The sequence below is a fragment of the uncultured Pseudoteredinibacter sp. genome (assembly GCF_947502065.1).
Classification (GTDB): Bacteria; Pseudomonadota; Gammaproteobacteria; order Pseudomonadales; family Cellvibrionaceae; genus Pseudoteredinibacter.
The window spans coordinates 98,836-113,884 of record NZ_CANMYE010000001.1 but is presented as its reverse complement, the minus strand read 5'-3'; the positions used below and the strand labels follow the sequence as shown (position 1 = coordinate 113,884).

Genomic DNA, 15,049 nt, shown 5'->3' with positions numbered 1-15,049 from the left:
CAAGTTTACCTGACATAGCGCTTTTCAAAATCCGCCAGCGGCAAAGGTTTATCGAATAAAAAACCTTGCAGTTGATCGGCACCTAAGTCGGTTAACAAGCTGGCGGTTTCTTGATCCTCTACCCCTTCAGCAACAACCCGCATGCTGAAATTTCTGGCTAAATCAATCACCGCTTTTACGATGGCCATATCCTTTTCAGATTCGCGCATGGCCATTACAAAGCTCTTATCAATCTTTAGCTCATGAGCCGGCAAGCTTCGAAATTGCGCTAAAGAAGAATAGCCCGTACCAAAATCATCGATAGAGATTCTAACCCCGATATCGTGCAATGAATGTAGATTAAGAACTAAATGCTCATAATCACTGATCATCAAATTCTCGGTAATTTCAATGGTAAGGCGATGCGGCGCGACACTATATATCGCCAAAGCATCTGATAGCACCGTTACAATTTCATCATCGAGCAATAGGCAAGGCGGCACATTTACAGAAATACCAAGGTTATCGGGCCAATTGCGCAAACGCGCTACGGCTGACTTCATCACCCACCAAGTGATGGGGCGAATGACATCATAGCGTTCAGCCACATCGATAAATTGTACAGGGTTAATCACCTTCTTATCACTACTATGCCAGCGTAAAAGTGCCTCGGCGCCAATCACCGTGCGATAACCGGTGTGTAATTTTGGCTGATAATAGAGTTGAAATTCTCCCCGATCCAATGCCCTCTCAAGTGCCTCAACCAAACGTGGCTCATCATCTAGCGTGGCCTGAAATTCATAATGATACACCTGAATAGCCAACTCGCCCTTACGAGCCTGACGCAAAGCTATTCGGCAACGCAAAAGGGTTTGCTCAGCATCTTGTCCTTCGTGCAAACAAAAGCCGGCATGAAATTTTATCGGCGCCGTGATGCCCATTAATTCACAGGGCGCTTCAAATAGACGAATAAGCTTGGCCGTTGCTAATTGCAACTGCGCATCATCATGCACACCATCGAGCATGACCATAAACCGTCTATTTTTAAGTACTTTGGCTTGATCTTTGGGGCGCGCCCAACGCTGTAAACGCAAATAGAATTCTTCTAACAACAGCTGGGCAGAAGCTGGACCATGCCGTCCAACTAAACCTTCATAATCAGCAATCTCGATTAATCCAATATATGATGGTTTGGCCTTATTCCCACTCATATAAAGTACTCTTCGCTATTTACGCTATAGCTGCCAGCTTGCAGTCCATTGGTAATCCAATGACTAATAGATACATTTTCATCAGCCAGATCCAGCAGTTTCAGCGCGGCTAATTTTTCTTTTTTCTTATCCAATACCAATACGACTTCAGGTTTGAGTCGGCGCATTTCATTTTGCTTAACGACAATACCCACCTCACCTGTATTAAGTTCCACTAAGGAGCCCGTAGGGAACAGGCCTATCGCCTGAACAAATTGCTCTACCAGCGCATCTTGAAACAATACTCCCTTGCTTTTAATCAGCTCTTGTACCGCATCATAGGACGACACACCTGGGGCATATGGTCTTGGGGTAATCATGGCATCATAGGCATCGACTAAGCCCGCTACCCTTGCCAAAAGAGGTATATCGGCCCCCGTTAAACCTTCCGGGTAGCCACTGCCATCGAAGCGCTCATGATGGCTTTTGATGATCGACAGCACCTCGATGTCTGCATTGCCATTTTCATCAACCATCTGCACACCTAAGCGCGTATGCAACTCGACCATTTGACGCTGATACTCGCTTAAGCCTGAAGATTGCTTAAAAATTTCATCGGGTAAACGGGTCATACCTACATCACACATGGCGCAGCCAACCACTAGCTTTTCCAGCTCATCAATGGGTAGGCCAATATGGCGACCTAAAATCGCGGCCCAAACCGCCATGGAAATGCCGTGTTGATAGCGATAGTCTGAAGATTCTTTCATTCGAACCAAAGCCGCCATAGCTTCTTTATTCTTAAAGACACCATCGATTAACGGCTGGACAGATTCACGCACAACTTGAATATCAGTCTGCGCGCCATTGTTAAGGGCACTAAATACTCTATCAAGAGATTCACTGGCCGAGTTAAAAGAGCTTTTGGCCTGCTCAAAATCAGCTTTGATACTGAGTCTTTTTTTAATTACTGTTTTTTGTTTCGGCTGATCGGGCAGGAATAGATTAGAGCCGGCATAATCGGCATCAATGTAGACATAATCCACATAGTTACCGATATACAGAACATCTTCATCGTCACGGACGACAAAGCCTTGCAGGGTAAATGGAGTTTCCAGCCAAGGACGGTCTAGCTCGGCAACGAACATGCCGGGGCGCAGGTTTTCGGCTTGAACCTTTAACAAACGCATGAAACAAAATTGCCTATGTAATACAAAAACGGAGCCATAAGCATGCTATCGGCATATTCCATCAAATATTAAGCCAGCTCTACTCACCGCTCCAAGTTAAAATCAAAGCTACCTCAAGTGTAGCTCGATACCGTGTATTTTCATCCCCGCTCGCCGGAGCAACGTATTTCTGAACAAAGTCGGTTTTATTACACAAGTAGCGCGATATACTGACACCAATCTTACGAGATAATAACAATGAAGGACTCGATAATGCCCAAACGATTAATGGCTCAAATTGCCAAATATCCTGCACAAATAAGCCATAGACGCTACACCTTATCACTCTGCGCAATTGGCCTTGGCCTATTAAGCGCCTGCAGCCAGCAGGAAGAGCCGGCCAAGCAAGCTGAAATTAACGCCTCAAAAGAGAGCTATCACTACTCGGCCGATGTACACCTCGATAAATACGCAGTGCCCCATATTGTCGCCAAGGACTATGGCAGCTTGGGCTATGCCAGCGGCTATATGCAAGCTAGGGACAACCTTTGCACACTGGCCGAACAAATCCGTAATGTTAGAGGCGAGGCAGCGCTTTATTTAGGGGCCGGCCCACAGCATAAATACATCTTAGCCGATATAGCCTACAAATCCCTTGGCTTGCTTGATCGTGCTAAGACTCTTTACCCTGCTCTACAGCCAGATATGCAGGCATTGTTACAAGGCTATGTTGACGGCTTTAATAAAAATCTCAATGAGCGTGAAGATCCAAGCCAATATCCATCTCCTTGCCGTAACGCAGATTGGGTGAATACCATCACCGTAGAAGAGCTATTGGCCTACCATATGGATTTGGCACTGTTATCGAGTAGCCGAGCTTTTCTAGGCGCAATTGCCTCTGCAAAACCACCAGGAGAAAAAGTTAGCCTCACGGCACCTAGCTTAGATGCTGAACATTTATTGACCTCCCGAGGCATTGGCAGTAATGGCTGGGCAATCGGTAAAGAGAAGGCCAGCGACGCAAACAGCTTGCTAATGGCCAATCCTCACTTCCCCTATGATGGCGAGTTGCGTTTCTATCAACAGCATCTCACCATCCCAGGCGAGCTCAATATTGCTGGTGTTGGCATGATTGGCTTACCCGGGGTCAGTATTGGTTTCAATGAAAACCTAGGCTGGACCCACACAGTATCTCAATCCAAGCGCTTTACCCTTTATCAACTTGAGCTCGATCCTAGCAACCCGATGCGTTACCGCTATGAGGATGGCTTTAAAGATATCACGGCCAAAACAGTTAACATAAAAGTGAAAGCTCCAGCCGGAGGCGAAGCACTAAGCCAAGAACATATTGTGTATAACAGCCATTTCGGCCCGATTGTTAATCTAGGCTCACTGGCCCCCAGCCTTGCTTGGACAGATAAATCGGCCATCAGCATTCGCGACGCCAATTTAGATAATACCGGCATGCTCAGTCATTGGGTTGCCATGGCTAAGGCAAAAAGCCCGGAAGAGTTCCTACAAGCTTTTAGCGAACATCGCTCCATCCCTTGGGTGAATACGATGATGGCCGCCAAAGACGGACGTGTTCTGTATATCGATGGCACTCAAACACCCAAGCTCAGTGAAACCGCAGAAGGCTATTGGCGCAAAGCCATGCACAGCCCAGAACTTGCCGGGCTATGGCGTGATGGCGGCGGTGCTATGTTACTGCCAGGAAATAAAGCGGCCTTTGAATGGCAGCCCACCGAGGGCGCTCGTCACAGCGGCTTGATTCCTATTCAGGAAGCACCACAGTCTTTGCGTAATGACTATGTATTTAATGCTAACTCCAGCCATTGGCTGAGTCATATTGAAGAACCGTTGGAAGGCTTCAGTATTGTTTACGGTCCGGAGCGCAGCCATCGCAGCCCTCGTACACGCTTTAATGCCCTATTGATCAGTAATCGTAGCGCCGACAAGCCAGCCGGCGAGAACAATTTATTCAGTTACGAAGAGCTCAAATCTGTTTTCACCGACAATCACTCTTTATTTGGCCAACAGCTTCGAGCCAGCTTGGCCGAGCGCTGTGAAGCTTCCCCTCTGCAAACTTTGGACAGTGGCCAATACGATTTATCGGCCGCATGCGCCACCCTAAAAAATTGGGATGGTCGCTATCTACTTGATAGTCAAGGCGCACATTTAATGCGTGAGTTTTTGGCAGAGTTCCGTGTCCGTGGTCACCGTGACCTTAATGACAAATTATTTGCCAATGCCTTTGACCCAGCTAAACCCGCAATGACACCAGGCGGCCTTGCCCCTGCAACTAACGCTGAGCAAGATGAAGTATTGCTGGCTCTTGCCAAAGCGGCGAAACGATTGGAAGACAATGCTATAGCGCTGGATGCAAAACTGGGGGATATTCAAAATATTCCTAAGGCCGCAGGCCTAGAGCCCATCGCAATTAGTGGCGGTTATTCTTGGGAAGGTATTTTTAACTACTCCCATGCCCGTGCACGTAATCGTGGTCATTCAGAGTTAGCTTTAGTGAATATCGGCAAAGCGGCCAGTAAACAACCCTTTAGCCCACTGCGAACTCGTCAGCAAGCTGAGCAATCGATTTCTGGCTACCCTGTAAACTACGGCTCCAGTTTTGTGATGGCCTTGCAGTTTGATGAGCAAGGTCCAAAGGGCGAAATGTTCCTAAGCTATGGCCAAGCCCATGATCCTGAATCGCCACATTTTATTGACCAGAGTAAATTGTTCAGCCAGCAACAGTGGCGTCCAATTGAATTGTTCGGTGAAAATCTACCAAGCGTAGAATTTAAATTGCGCGCGAATAAGCCATAAGCCTCGCGCAACAATGGGGTCAGAACCCTCGGGTTCTGACCCCACATCGAAGCCGAGATCTAAAATTTAATACCAAGACCTACCTACGGCTTCACCATATAACACAGCAATACCAGAACCACTGTGCCCAAACCCGGGGTCAGAACCCCTGGGTTCTGACCCCATATCGAAGCCACGATCTAAAATTCAAAACCAAGACCAACCCGCGGCTTCACCATATAACACAGCGATACCAGAACCATAGTGCCCCAACACGGGGTCAGAACCCTTGGGTTCTGACCCCTTCTTTATGCTTACAACTTACTTGTTTAAAAACGGCTCCAACAAACGCTTAGGATGCTTACCGTCTACCATGCCCATAAACGGCCCAAAAATCGAATAGCCCAACATTCGTTTTATATCCTCCGAGCATTGCGCCGCTCGCTCCAAAGGCACAGACAAACTAAAATTCTCCTGCGGCCGAATAAATCCTTCGCAGTATTGCGCTGTAGCCGCTAAGCGAGGCTGATCAGAAACATTAGCTCCACCACCGTGCCACAAGGTTCCCAAGAAAAATACCGCCGAGCCCGCTTTCATTTCACAATGAATTTGATTCTTTAAATCACTCTCATCTGGATGCTTATCCCCCCAATTATGGGAGCCTGGAATAACCATCGTGCCGCCGTTTTCCGCGGTAAAGTCATCAATAGCCCACACCGTAGCGGCACTGACAAATTTTCTTGGGCGTGGCATTTGCACATAGCCATCATCGGCATGCAGCGGCTGTTGCTTTTCACCGGGTAAAATATTGATAACCTGCAACTGAGACAATAAATAGCTCGGCATCAAAACCGCATCAAGTAGAGCTAAGATCATCGGGTGCTCGACCATCGGATTCAAGGCGAAGGTTTTGGCCATAACCGAATAAATCCGCTGAGTAAGCTCACCCTCAAAAAAATTGCGCCCTTTATGGTTCAACATAGGCGTGACTTCTTCACGGATAATATCAAGCTGCTCCTGACTCAACAGATCTGGCACTACTACATAGCCATCTTGCATCAGCTTATCCAAATACTGTTGCAACAGCTTTTGATCTACGCGATCTTTCGCATTGGACTGGGTTTTCTTATATTTAGTAGCTGTCTCCATATTTTGGTAGACATCCGATTTTAAGGCATCACTCATGGCATCCTCCCGGCTAATCGTTATAGCGATAATATAGGGCGACGTGGAAAACCTGGAAAGTCGAATACTTGCAGAAATTTGTTATTTTTTGACAGCACTTGAGCGCCTTGCATGATAGCGCTGCCAATACTGTTTGGGGGAGCAATCGAACCACGATTTAAAGGCCCGGCTGAAAGAGGCCATTTCGATATAACCTAGAGCTTCAGCAAGCTGCTCTATACTCATCGCATTCGCCGAGGCGCCAGCATCAGCGCTATGCAGGTACTGCAAAGCCTTATCTTTTCTAACCTGCGAAAGAATATCGGAATAGCTGCTGCCCTTTTCTTTTAAACGACGCCCCAATGTCGCTTTCGATAAATGCAATCGCTCAGCGACATGATCAGCAGAAAAGGCCGCATCATGAAGATGAGCGGCAATATCGCCATAAACCACTTTTTGCAGATCACTCTCATTGCGCCACAACAAGGAATGCACCCGATTATCTTTAGCGTATTGCTCGGCATCAATAGCAGGGGCTACGGCTTTATTCAAAACACTAGGGTGAAACTGAATACAAGCGCGCGGCTGTTGATAATCCGGCCAGGCGCCAAATAAGTAGGCGAATTCTTTATCGAACTGAGTGGGGGCAAAACTAAAGCTTAAGCTCTTTAGTGGAAGCTGCTCCTGGCATAACCATGAACTCAACTTTAACACGCGCATCAAGCTAGCAATTTCTAAATGCTCAACCTCTGAGCGCCTCCCCATATAGACCTTTTGTTCCGTTTGCCACCGCGATAAATCTAATAGTTGCTCCTCACCATCAAGAAACAAACTAAAGAAGCGATTTACATTGGATAAGGCGGTAAAAAGATCAGCGCTTGGATGCAACAGGTGCAATAAGGCAACATGGCTGCCCAGCGGCACAGCCCTATCCAACAACCCAAGCCATTCATCCTGGGTGTGCAGACAAAGCTGCTCACTGAAATCGCTGTACTGAGCAACCGTCAATTTATCAAGTGCTAACAAGCATTGGTAATCGTCGAGTAAAGCACCAGGAAAGCGTTCTTCCGCTAGTAAGGGCTCGGCCAAATGCTGCAGAAAGCCCGCTGGAATCGTGGGAATATGCAGATAACTTGGCTCTAACTTATCTATCAAAGCGCGTGCTCTATGCTGTAATTTTTATTCTGGTTTCGCTGTGCTGCTTTCTTATGGCGCTATTTTTCACGGGCCAAGCGGTGCAACAGAATGGCGGCCTTTTGAATATTCTTCTTAAAGCTATCCATATCGGCCACCTCATCAACCGTATGACCACCTGAGCCCATCAAACCCAAACCATCTAAGGCCATCTCTACATGATCCGCCGCAAAAGAAATATCAGCCGCACCAGCCTTGCGAGGATTAACCGGCGCTACCGGTCCGTAGTTTAAATCTTCGCTCACCTGGCTATATTGCTTTAACAAAGCTCGGTTGGCATCCGTCGGCGGCATAGGAGGATAACCTTCAGCAAAGACTAACTCGGCCGAAGTATGCTTAAGATTTTGACTAACAATATCACGCATGATTTGCTGCGCCTTGGCAAGCTCTTCGGGACTTAAGGTACGAATATCACCTTTTACATAGCCCCATTGCGAGACAATATTACTCTTGCCTGACGCCGCAACCGAATTATTCATCGCAAACTCTTCTTGGGCATTACCCGCCGACAGCAAACCCGGATTAACGGTTACCGAGCCAAGGCCATCTAGCTGTACACGAAACTGATTGAGAATACGCGCCATCTCATAAGCTGCACCATAGCCCACATCATCGCTAAACACTTGCGAAGAATGCGCCGGGCGGCCCTTAATTTTTAAACTCCAACCCGAAGAGCCCCGGCGTGCAATCACGGCCGTTTTAATACTGCTATCACCATCTTCAAAACCCAAGGCAATATCGGCCCATTTAGCGCCCTCAATTAAAGCCTGTTTAGATAGCGATAATGGACGACCACTGCTTTCCTCATCACCAGTAAACACCACACGAACCTGCAGCTGATCCAATAAGCCCTCGGCCTTCAAGGCTCGCAAAGCCGCCACCACAATCGTATTTCCGCCCTTCATATCGGTAATACCGGGGCCTGCGACTTTGCCATCACCTAGATCTTGGTATTCTTGAAAAGCACTTTCTTTGGTAAAGACCGTATCCAAATGGCCAATCATCAAAATCTTGGGCCCTTTGCTGCCATAACTGGCCTGCAAATGCCCTGCTCTATTGAAGGCTTTGCCCAGAAGCCATTCGGTACGAAAGCCCAGCTCATCAAACTGCTGTTGATAGAGACGGCCAACCCTTTCAACACCGGCAAAGTTCATGGTGCCGCTGTTGATGTTTACGGCCGCTTTAAGCTCGCTGCGCGCCTGTTCAAGCTGCTGATCAATGCGCGAAGCCAACTGCTTCTCTACCGAGCTTAATTCAGCAAGGGCCCCAGCAGCCTGAGACAAAGCTGCAGTAAAAAGGGTAATGGATGCCAGTTTTTTCAAGCTGATGCGCATTATTCTAATCTCCAGGTAAAAGCAGTAAGGGACCAATCTTATCATTAATAGCTACGGTGATGATCCCTGCAGCAAAAACAAAGACTCTGCGATAAATGACACTAATGTTATAATCCCGCGCCTTAAATCAAACCCTTTTTAAAAGAAGCAATTCGCTGTACGAACTTATGATTAATCGACGCTTCACCCTAGCCCCCATGATGGATTGGTCCGACCGCCATTGCCGTTACCTTTGGCGCCTGATCAGTAAGCACTCAGTGGTATATAGCGAGATGGTGACCACAGCGGCTTTGATTCAAGGCGGTAAGCATGAGCGGCACTTGGGTTTTAGTGAGGTGGAGCACCCTATTGCCTTGCAGCTTGGCGGCTCTGCGCCTGCGGATCTGGGGCACTGCGCGAAGCTTGCTGAAGATTGGGGCTATGATGAGGTGAACCTGAATTGCGGCTGTCCTAGTGATCGCGTGCAAGAAGGTAAGATCGGCGCGATATTGATGGCCGAGCCGGAGCTTGTGGCTGATTGCATTAAGGCGATGCAGGATGCTTGTAGCATTGATGTCACCATTAAGCATCGCATCGGCATTGATGATATGGAAGACTACGCTGATATGTGCTGCTTTGTGGAAGCTATTGCCGCTACAGGCTGCAAAACCTTTATCGTGCACGCGCGCAAAGCTTGGCTACAGGGCTTAAGCCCGAAAGAGAATCGTGAAGTGCCGCCGCTACGTTACCCATTGGTTCACAAATTAAAGCAAGAATACCCTGAGCTTGAGATCATTATTAACGGAGGATTGAAAAGCCTCGATGATTGTGAAGAGCAACTGCAGGAAGTCGACGGGGTAATGGTGGGGCGCGAAGCTTATAGCAACCCTTATTTGTTGGCTGAAGTCGATAAACGTATATATAAAGATGAGCACCCTATTCCAGATAGAATGACTATCTACAAACAGTATCTGGACTATTGCGGTGAGCAGCTGTTAGACGGCCATAAGCTTAACTTTATGAGCCGCCATGTGCTGGGTTTGTTTCAAGGTCAGCCTGGCGCTCGACAATTTCGTCGCCATATCAGTGAAAATATTCACAAGACAGGTGCAGGTATTGAAGTTATGGAAGATGCGGCAGCTTTTATTCGTTAAGCACCACTTACCAAGAAACAACTGGCTCAAAGCTTCTTAGGCTTAAGCCAGTTTGTTGAGTAAGCTTAGCAAGCGATGATTAAACGCTTCGGCTTGATCCAACATTAAAAAGTGCCCAGCCTTACTGATGCAAGTGACCTCAATACGATCGCCAAAAGCGGGCTGAAAGTCTTCTACATAGGTATCTTCTGCGGCTATCGCAAAGACCGGGCCGTGGTAAGCATCTAATTTCTCCCGCAAGCTCCACAACATAAACTGCTCTAAGATAGCGGCGCCTACATGGACATTAGCCGCGGTCATGGTTTTCGTCACCCAATTGCGCAATTCGGCATCGGAACCGGGCGGAAAGTACTCATCCATCAGGCCATTTAAACTGCCAGTAAAATCATCCATTAGCCCTTGTTTTACAGCCATCGCGGTTTGCATATCAGCTTGCGGATAGAGATTCATATAGGTAAAAGAATCTGCACCGATAACAGCTTTAATTCGAGTATCTATCTCTGCAAGCGTTAATGCCAAGGCGCCACCAATGGAGTGGCCTATCGCGATGCATTCTCCAGTACTTTCTTGATCAAGAGCCATCTTGATTAGTTCGGCATGAAAGTTCAGATTACAAGATGCCTCATTCGCCGATAGAAAGTGCGAGCGACCAAAGCCAGGGTAATCAAAAATCAAGCAATTGAAGCGTCCGCTAAGAGCATTTAGCTGCCGCTGCCACATTTCAGCCGCACCGGCCCAACCTGGAATTAAAATTAGCGTTGGTACATCTGCTGGCGCAACAATAGTTTTATAATAATAAAGTTTGCCTTCAGGAAAATTAAAGCAAGCCGATTCAAGGCTAAAGTGATCAATTAACGTTAATGACATTGCGCTACCAAATCTAGAACTTTCAAATGTGAAACTTAATTGTCAATTAGCAAGAATGAGGCCCTGCCAGACAAATGCAAAAATCAAGCAGAGTATTTAATCTCTGCCTGTTTTTGGCTTACTTACAACTTAAAAATTGTAAGTAAATCGGACACCAGCTTTGCGCGGTGGCAACACAATAGAGAATGGACGCTGTTCACTAAAGAAGAAACTATTAAATACCCGTGTTTCAATAAATTCATCTCTCGCATTTTCAACAAATACATCTACTCGCCAATCGTCTTTGTAGACTGAAGCGCGCAGGTCGAGCACATCGTAAGAATCCACTGGGAACTGCAAATCGATATCTACACCACTGCCGGATAGGATTTCATCAACATAGCGGTACTGGGCATTTAGCTCCAATTCCGCGCCATTAGCAATATCAAAGCTCCAGGTTGCACCCAATAAGGCATTCACCTTGGGCACATAAGGGAAGCTCTCGCCCGAGCGGTCATCCCCTAAAGTATCGATATACTGAGTATAGGTGGCATCGGTGTAACCCGCGCTGGCATTAATACTAAAGCTGTCGCTAACGTTCCAATTTAGGTTTAACTCAGCACCTTCGGAACGACTTTCACCCGCGTTACCTACGGCCGCTACCGGCAGATTAGGATCGCCATTAAAAAACACAATGGTAGTTAACTGCTGATCACTGATATCAATTCGGAACAAGGCCAAATCAAAGTCTACTTGACCATCAAAGAGATTACCCTTGATACCTAACTCATAGTTATCTGAAATTTCAGAGTTAAAACCGGTATTTGAAATTGGGCTGGCCGGTGCCAATGGGAAACCACCCGCTCTAAAGCCACGGGCGTAGCGACCATATAAACTGATATCATCACTTAATTTAATACGTGCCGATGCTGTAGGTGAAATATTATCGTCGTCTAGCTTACCTGTTGGCGAATCGTTCACAACTGCCAAAGGCAAGTCGCCGAGCAATAAGGCAAAATCTAATTCCGCTTGGGATTTCACAGTCTCTTTGGCAAAGCGCGCACCAAAGCCTAGCTCTAACCAATCATTTGGATTCCAAATCACATCGGCGAAAACCGCGTAGCCGCTACGCTCTAAATTTTGAATTTGCTTATCCACCAATAAAGACGTACCAGGCAAAGCAAGATCAATGTCGTGGAATCGAATATATCGATCTGAACGCTGCTCTTCACGGAACACATAGGCGCCAGCTAGCCAATCAATATCCTCGCCAATTGCTCCTGAAAATCGAAGCTCTTGGGAAAAGAGCTCTTGACTGCTGCGAATATCTTGAAAGTTTGGACCGCGCTCGGGTGAACCATCGAAATCAAAAGGTAGTGAGGTATCGACTTTTCGAAAGGCGGTAATGGCCGTGATATCAATATCATCAGTTTTATAATCAATATTTAAAGCAGCACCATAATTATCATAGAGTGCATCTATTTGAAAATCACTGCGAACAATATAAGCCTCTTGCCCGCGCGGCACGCCGGGTAAGCCATCTAAACCTTTGCGATAGGATTTATCGATGCTTAGATTAATATCCAATTCATCACTGGGGCTGTAGCGAAAAGCACTGCGCCAAGAGTACTTATCTTCGGCATCTGCTGGCACTGAGCTGGAGCGTTCACCACCACCGGCAGCAGCGCCCAATACTGGGTTTTCTAAAAAGCCATCAGTGCGGGAAATATCAGCGGCAATACCGGCATAAAAATTTTCAGCTAACTGACCAGAAAAAGCCGCCTGAGCTCGCACCGTATCGAATTCATCGTAACTCAATGCCACCTTACCGCGAAACTCTTCATCCGGGCGACGCACCACAATATTTAAAGCGCCACCTTGAGTATTTCGACCAAAAAGAGTGCCCTGTGGCCCACGTAATACTTCTACTCGCTCCACATCCAAAAAGCCAATATCGAAAGCCAGGGAGGGCACAAACGCACCATCAACAAAGGTCCCCACGGCCGGTGCGCCAGCACTTTGAGAACCCACACCGCGTATTACAATATTTAAAAAGTCATTTCCCGGTGATAGGAGATTCGAACTTAGAGAAAGGTTTGGCGTTTTACCAACGAGGTTTTCGACATTGTCGACACCACCAAGCGCCAGATCCTCACCGCTATAAGCCTGAATAGACAAGGGCACATCTTGTAAGGACTCCTCGCGTTTACGAGCGGTTACCACTACCTCTTCCAGATCTACGCTGCGATCTGTATCAGCGGATTGACTTTGCGCCATCACATTACTTGCTATGGGAGTCAGGCTCGCCCCGGCCAGGGCCATAAACAAAGCATGTCGTTTAAAAGCAATTTTATTTATTAGCATTTTGCCAACGCCTCTCTGCATTTTCGTTAAATTAGTTTTAATGGGCCACTTTACAGTTGACAAAGTCAATCATTATTCAAATAATTGACTTTGTCAATCTATTGTGGAGAATTTATTCATAGCGTTGTACAAAGGCTGTATAAACAATTGTTTGATTTTTAAAGAACGAGCCATCTATGAGTAAGCCAATTAGTGAATTTGATATTCATGACTACATCCCCTTTAGGTTAGTGGTGACACAAACCAAGATGCACGCCTCCCTAAAGCCAGAAAAAGCCGACGGGGCAAAGGCCATCGCCGATTTACCGCAAACAGAGTTTCGAATATTAGTTTTGCTGGCATCAAAAGGCCCAATGCAACCATCAGCGGTAGCTGAGGTATATGGCTTCGATCGCGCCATGGTGACAAGAGCCTTGGCAAATCTCGCCAAGAAGGGACTTTTGACCAATGAGCGCCAAGAGAACAATCAGCGCAGCAAAATAGCGGTACTGACAGATTTAGGCCGCGAATATGCCGAAGTTGAGTTTGGGGTATTACGGCGATATGGCCAGCACCTTGATAGTGTTTTAAGCAAAAGCGAGAAAGCCCAGCTTTTCGAGATGCTCGATAAGCTCTTAATCGCCAATGAGCAATTTGAACCTTAAAGCCTAAATAGTTCATTGGGCTGGCGGGTTTACTAAAAGGTAACTTTATGAGCTTTAGTCAAATCCGCGGCCCGCTTGCGCATGCTGTTAGCAATACATACCTCGAAGCGCGAAGCCTATTTCTAAACACAGCGACAGATTTAGCTTGTGAAATACAGAGCTATAAGAACCCGCATGTCACAGGTATAAACGGCGAAGATTTATTTTGTGATGTCGCCCTTTATGGCGCTAAGCATGCATCAAAAAAAATCATTATTTCTTCAGGCGTTCATGGCGTAGAAGCCTACTGCGGATCGGCCATGCAAATTTTACTCATGCAGCAATTGATGCCGCATAATATCCATAAGGATATTCAGCTAATATTTGTGCATGCCATTAATCCCTATGGTTTTTCACACTACACACGCAACAATGAAAACAATATCGACCTAAATCGAAACTTTATAGATTTCTCTAAAAGTCGCATTGCAACTGAAGAGGAAACACAATTTATCGATGAAGCCTACCCAGAGCACTGGCAATCTGCCGATCTAACGGACATTCTAAAAACCATAAATCAGTACATTGAGCAACGAAGCTGGACAGACTTCCAAGGAAAAATGACGCAGGGGCAGTATCACTGGCCCCAAGCGCCCTACTTTGGTGGCCACACAGCTAGCTGGTCAAATCAGGTCTGGCGAGAAATTTGTGCCAAGCATGCCAAACAATGCAACAAGCTAATTCATATGGATTTACATACTGGCCTTGGGCCTAAGGGCGCCTGTGAATTGATTTATACCGGCAAACCAAAAAATCTTGAACTTACAAAGAAGGTTTTCCTAAATGGAGAGGTCATCGCACCCGGTAGCGCAGATAGCTCAACACCGGATATTAGCGGCCCACTCTGCTGCGGCTTGCTGGATTGTAACCCTGCCGCACTATGCGTAGCCCTGGAATTTGGTACCGTGCCCATCGATACCATGCTCAGCACAGTTATTGAAGCTAACTGGCTGTACAATAATCCTGATTGTGCAGCCAGCTTGAAAGCTGAAATACAGCAAAAAACACTGGCGGCATTTTTTATTGATGAACAACAATGGCTAGAGGATGTCTGGGAAAAGAGCAAGGCTTACTTTGACGACGCGCTACAACACTTGGCAGAGGCTGAAAGCTAATACGTTTTTTTTATTAGTATTGAAACTGTTTAAGAAAGCTGGCATTCCATAACATGAAATGCCAGCCTATTTT

General features: G+C 46.6%; 11 protein-coding genes. 4 read left to right on the top strand and 7 right to left on the bottom strand.

Features of this window, described 5'->3' with window-relative positions:
• Window positions 1-5: 5 nt before the first annotated feature.
• Both Q1A41_RS00475 and Q1A41_RS00470 read right to left on the bottom strand, forming a co-directional pair.
• Window positions 6-1,190, bottom strand: a complete 1,185-nt coding sequence (locus Q1A41_RS00475; RefSeq protein WP_299973163.1) for an EAL domain-containing protein — start codon at window positions 1,188-1,190, stop codon at window positions 6-8.
• Window positions 1,187-2,359, bottom strand: a complete 1,173-nt coding sequence (locus Q1A41_RS00470; RefSeq protein ID WP_299973160.1) for an HD-GYP domain-containing protein — start codon at window positions 2,357-2,359, stop codon at window positions 1,187-1,189. The genes Q1A41_RS00475 and Q1A41_RS00470 overlap by 4 nt, the downstream gene beginning before the upstream one ends.
• 252 nt (window positions 2,360-2,611) lie before the next feature.
• Between Q1A41_RS00470 and Q1A41_RS00465 the strand changes: the two genes are divergently transcribed.
• Entirely contained in the window at window positions 2,612-5,164 is a 2,553-nt protein-coding gene (locus tag Q1A41_RS00465) for a penicillin acylase family protein (protein WP_299973157.1), read from the top strand.
• A gap of 300 nt (window positions 5,165-5,464) precedes the next feature.
• Here Q1A41_RS00465 and Q1A41_RS00460 read toward each other — a convergent pair whose 3' ends face one another.
• The 3 genes from Q1A41_RS00460 to Q1A41_RS00450 form a co-directional block, all read right to left on the bottom strand.
• Window positions 5,465-6,328, bottom strand: coding sequence for a phytanoyl-CoA dioxygenase family protein (locus Q1A41_RS00460; protein WP_299973154.1), 864 nt, complete (start codon window positions 6,326-6,328; stop codon window positions 5,465-5,467).
• Window positions 6,329-6,409: 81 nt separating this feature from the next.
• Complete coding sequence (locus Q1A41_RS00455; protein ID WP_299973151.1) at window positions 6,410-7,462, bottom strand: AraC family transcriptional regulator; 1,053 nt, start codon at window positions 7,460-7,462, stop codon at window positions 6,410-6,412.
• Between the two features lie 59 nt (window positions 7,463-7,521).
• Entirely contained in the window at window positions 7,522-8,835 is a 1,314-nt protein-coding gene (locus tag Q1A41_RS00450) for a M20/M25/M40 family metallo-hydrolase (RefSeq protein ID WP_299973148.1), read from the bottom strand.
• Window positions 8,836-9,002: 167 nt separating this feature from the next.
• On the opposite strand from Q1A41_RS00450, the gene dusA reads away from it, so the two are divergent.
• The gene (gene dusA / locus Q1A41_RS00445; RefSeq protein ID WP_299973145.1) at window positions 9,003-9,968 is read left to right on the top strand and encodes a tRNA dihydrouridine(20/20a) synthase DusA; all 966 of its coding nucleotides are present in this window, start codon (window positions 9,003-9,005) and stop codon (window positions 9,966-9,968) included.
• Window positions 9,969-10,010: 42 nt separating this feature from the next.
• Here the strand turns inward: dusA and Q1A41_RS00440 are convergent, their stop codons facing one another.
• Both Q1A41_RS00440 and Q1A41_RS00435 read right to left on the bottom strand, forming a co-directional pair.
• Window positions 10,011-10,835 (bottom strand): alpha/beta fold hydrolase, encoded by an 825-nt coding sequence (locus Q1A41_RS00440; protein ID WP_299973142.1) that lies wholly within the window; start codon window positions 10,833-10,835, stop codon window positions 10,011-10,013.
• A 129-nt stretch (window positions 10,836-10,964) separates the two neighbouring features.
• Window positions 10,965-13,178, bottom strand: a complete 2,214-nt coding sequence (locus Q1A41_RS00435; protein WP_299973139.1) for a TonB-dependent receptor — start codon at window positions 13,176-13,178, stop codon at window positions 10,965-10,967.
• 176 nt (window positions 13,179-13,354) lie between these two features.
• On the opposite strand from Q1A41_RS00435, the gene Q1A41_RS00430 reads away from it, so the two are divergent.
• Window positions 13,355-13,822 (top strand): MarR family transcriptional regulator, encoded by a 468-nt coding sequence (locus Q1A41_RS00430; RefSeq protein WP_299973136.1) that lies wholly within the window; start codon window positions 13,355-13,357, stop codon window positions 13,820-13,822.
• Window positions 13,823-13,869: 47 nt separating this feature from the next.
• Entirely contained in the window at window positions 13,870-14,976 is a 1,107-nt protein-coding gene (locus tag Q1A41_RS00425; RefSeq protein WP_299973132.1) for a DUF2817 domain-containing protein, read from the top strand.
• Window positions 14,977-15,049 lie beyond the last annotated feature (73 nt).

What these genes read in the sequence shown, in the direction of transcription:
- Q1A41_RS00460 (WP_299973154.1), bottom strand. Translation starts at nt 6,328, where the DNA reads ATGAGTGATGCCTTAAAATCGGATGTCTACCAAAATATGGAGACAGCT.
- Q1A41_RS00440 (WP_299973142.1), bottom strand. Translation starts at nt 10,835, where the DNA reads ATGTCATTAACGTTAATTGATCACTTTAGCCTTGAATCGGCTTGCTTT.
- dusA (WP_299973145.1), top strand. Translation starts at nt 9,003, where the DNA reads ATGATTAATCGACGCTTCACCCTAGCCCCCATGATGGATTGGTCCGAC.
- Q1A41_RS00425 (WP_299973132.1), top strand. Translation starts at nt 13,870, where the DNA reads ATGAGCTTTAGTCAAATCCGCGGCCCGCTTGCGCATGCTGTTAGCAAT.
- Q1A41_RS00465 (WP_299973157.1), top strand. Translation starts at nt 2,612, where the DNA reads ATGCCCAAACGATTAATGGCTCAAATTGCCAAATATCCTGCACAAATA.
- Q1A41_RS00450 (WP_299973148.1), bottom strand. Translation starts at nt 8,835, where the DNA reads ATGCGCATCAGCTTGAAAAAACTGGCATCCATTACCCTTTTTACTGCA.
- Q1A41_RS00470 (WP_299973160.1), bottom strand. Translation starts at nt 2,359, where the DNA reads ATGCGTTTGTTAAAGGTTCAAGCCGAAAACCTGCGCCCCGGCATGTTC.
- Q1A41_RS00475 (WP_299973163.1), bottom strand. Translation starts at nt 1,190, where the DNA reads ATGAGTGGGAATAAGGCCAAACCATCATATATTGGATTAATCGAGATT.
- Q1A41_RS00430 (WP_299973136.1), top strand. Translation starts at nt 13,355, where the DNA reads ATGAGTAAGCCAATTAGTGAATTTGATATTCATGACTACATCCCCTTT.
- Q1A41_RS00435 (WP_299973139.1), bottom strand. Translation starts at nt 13,178, where the DNA reads ATGCTAATAAATAAAATTGCTTTTAAACGACATGCTTTGTTTATGGCC.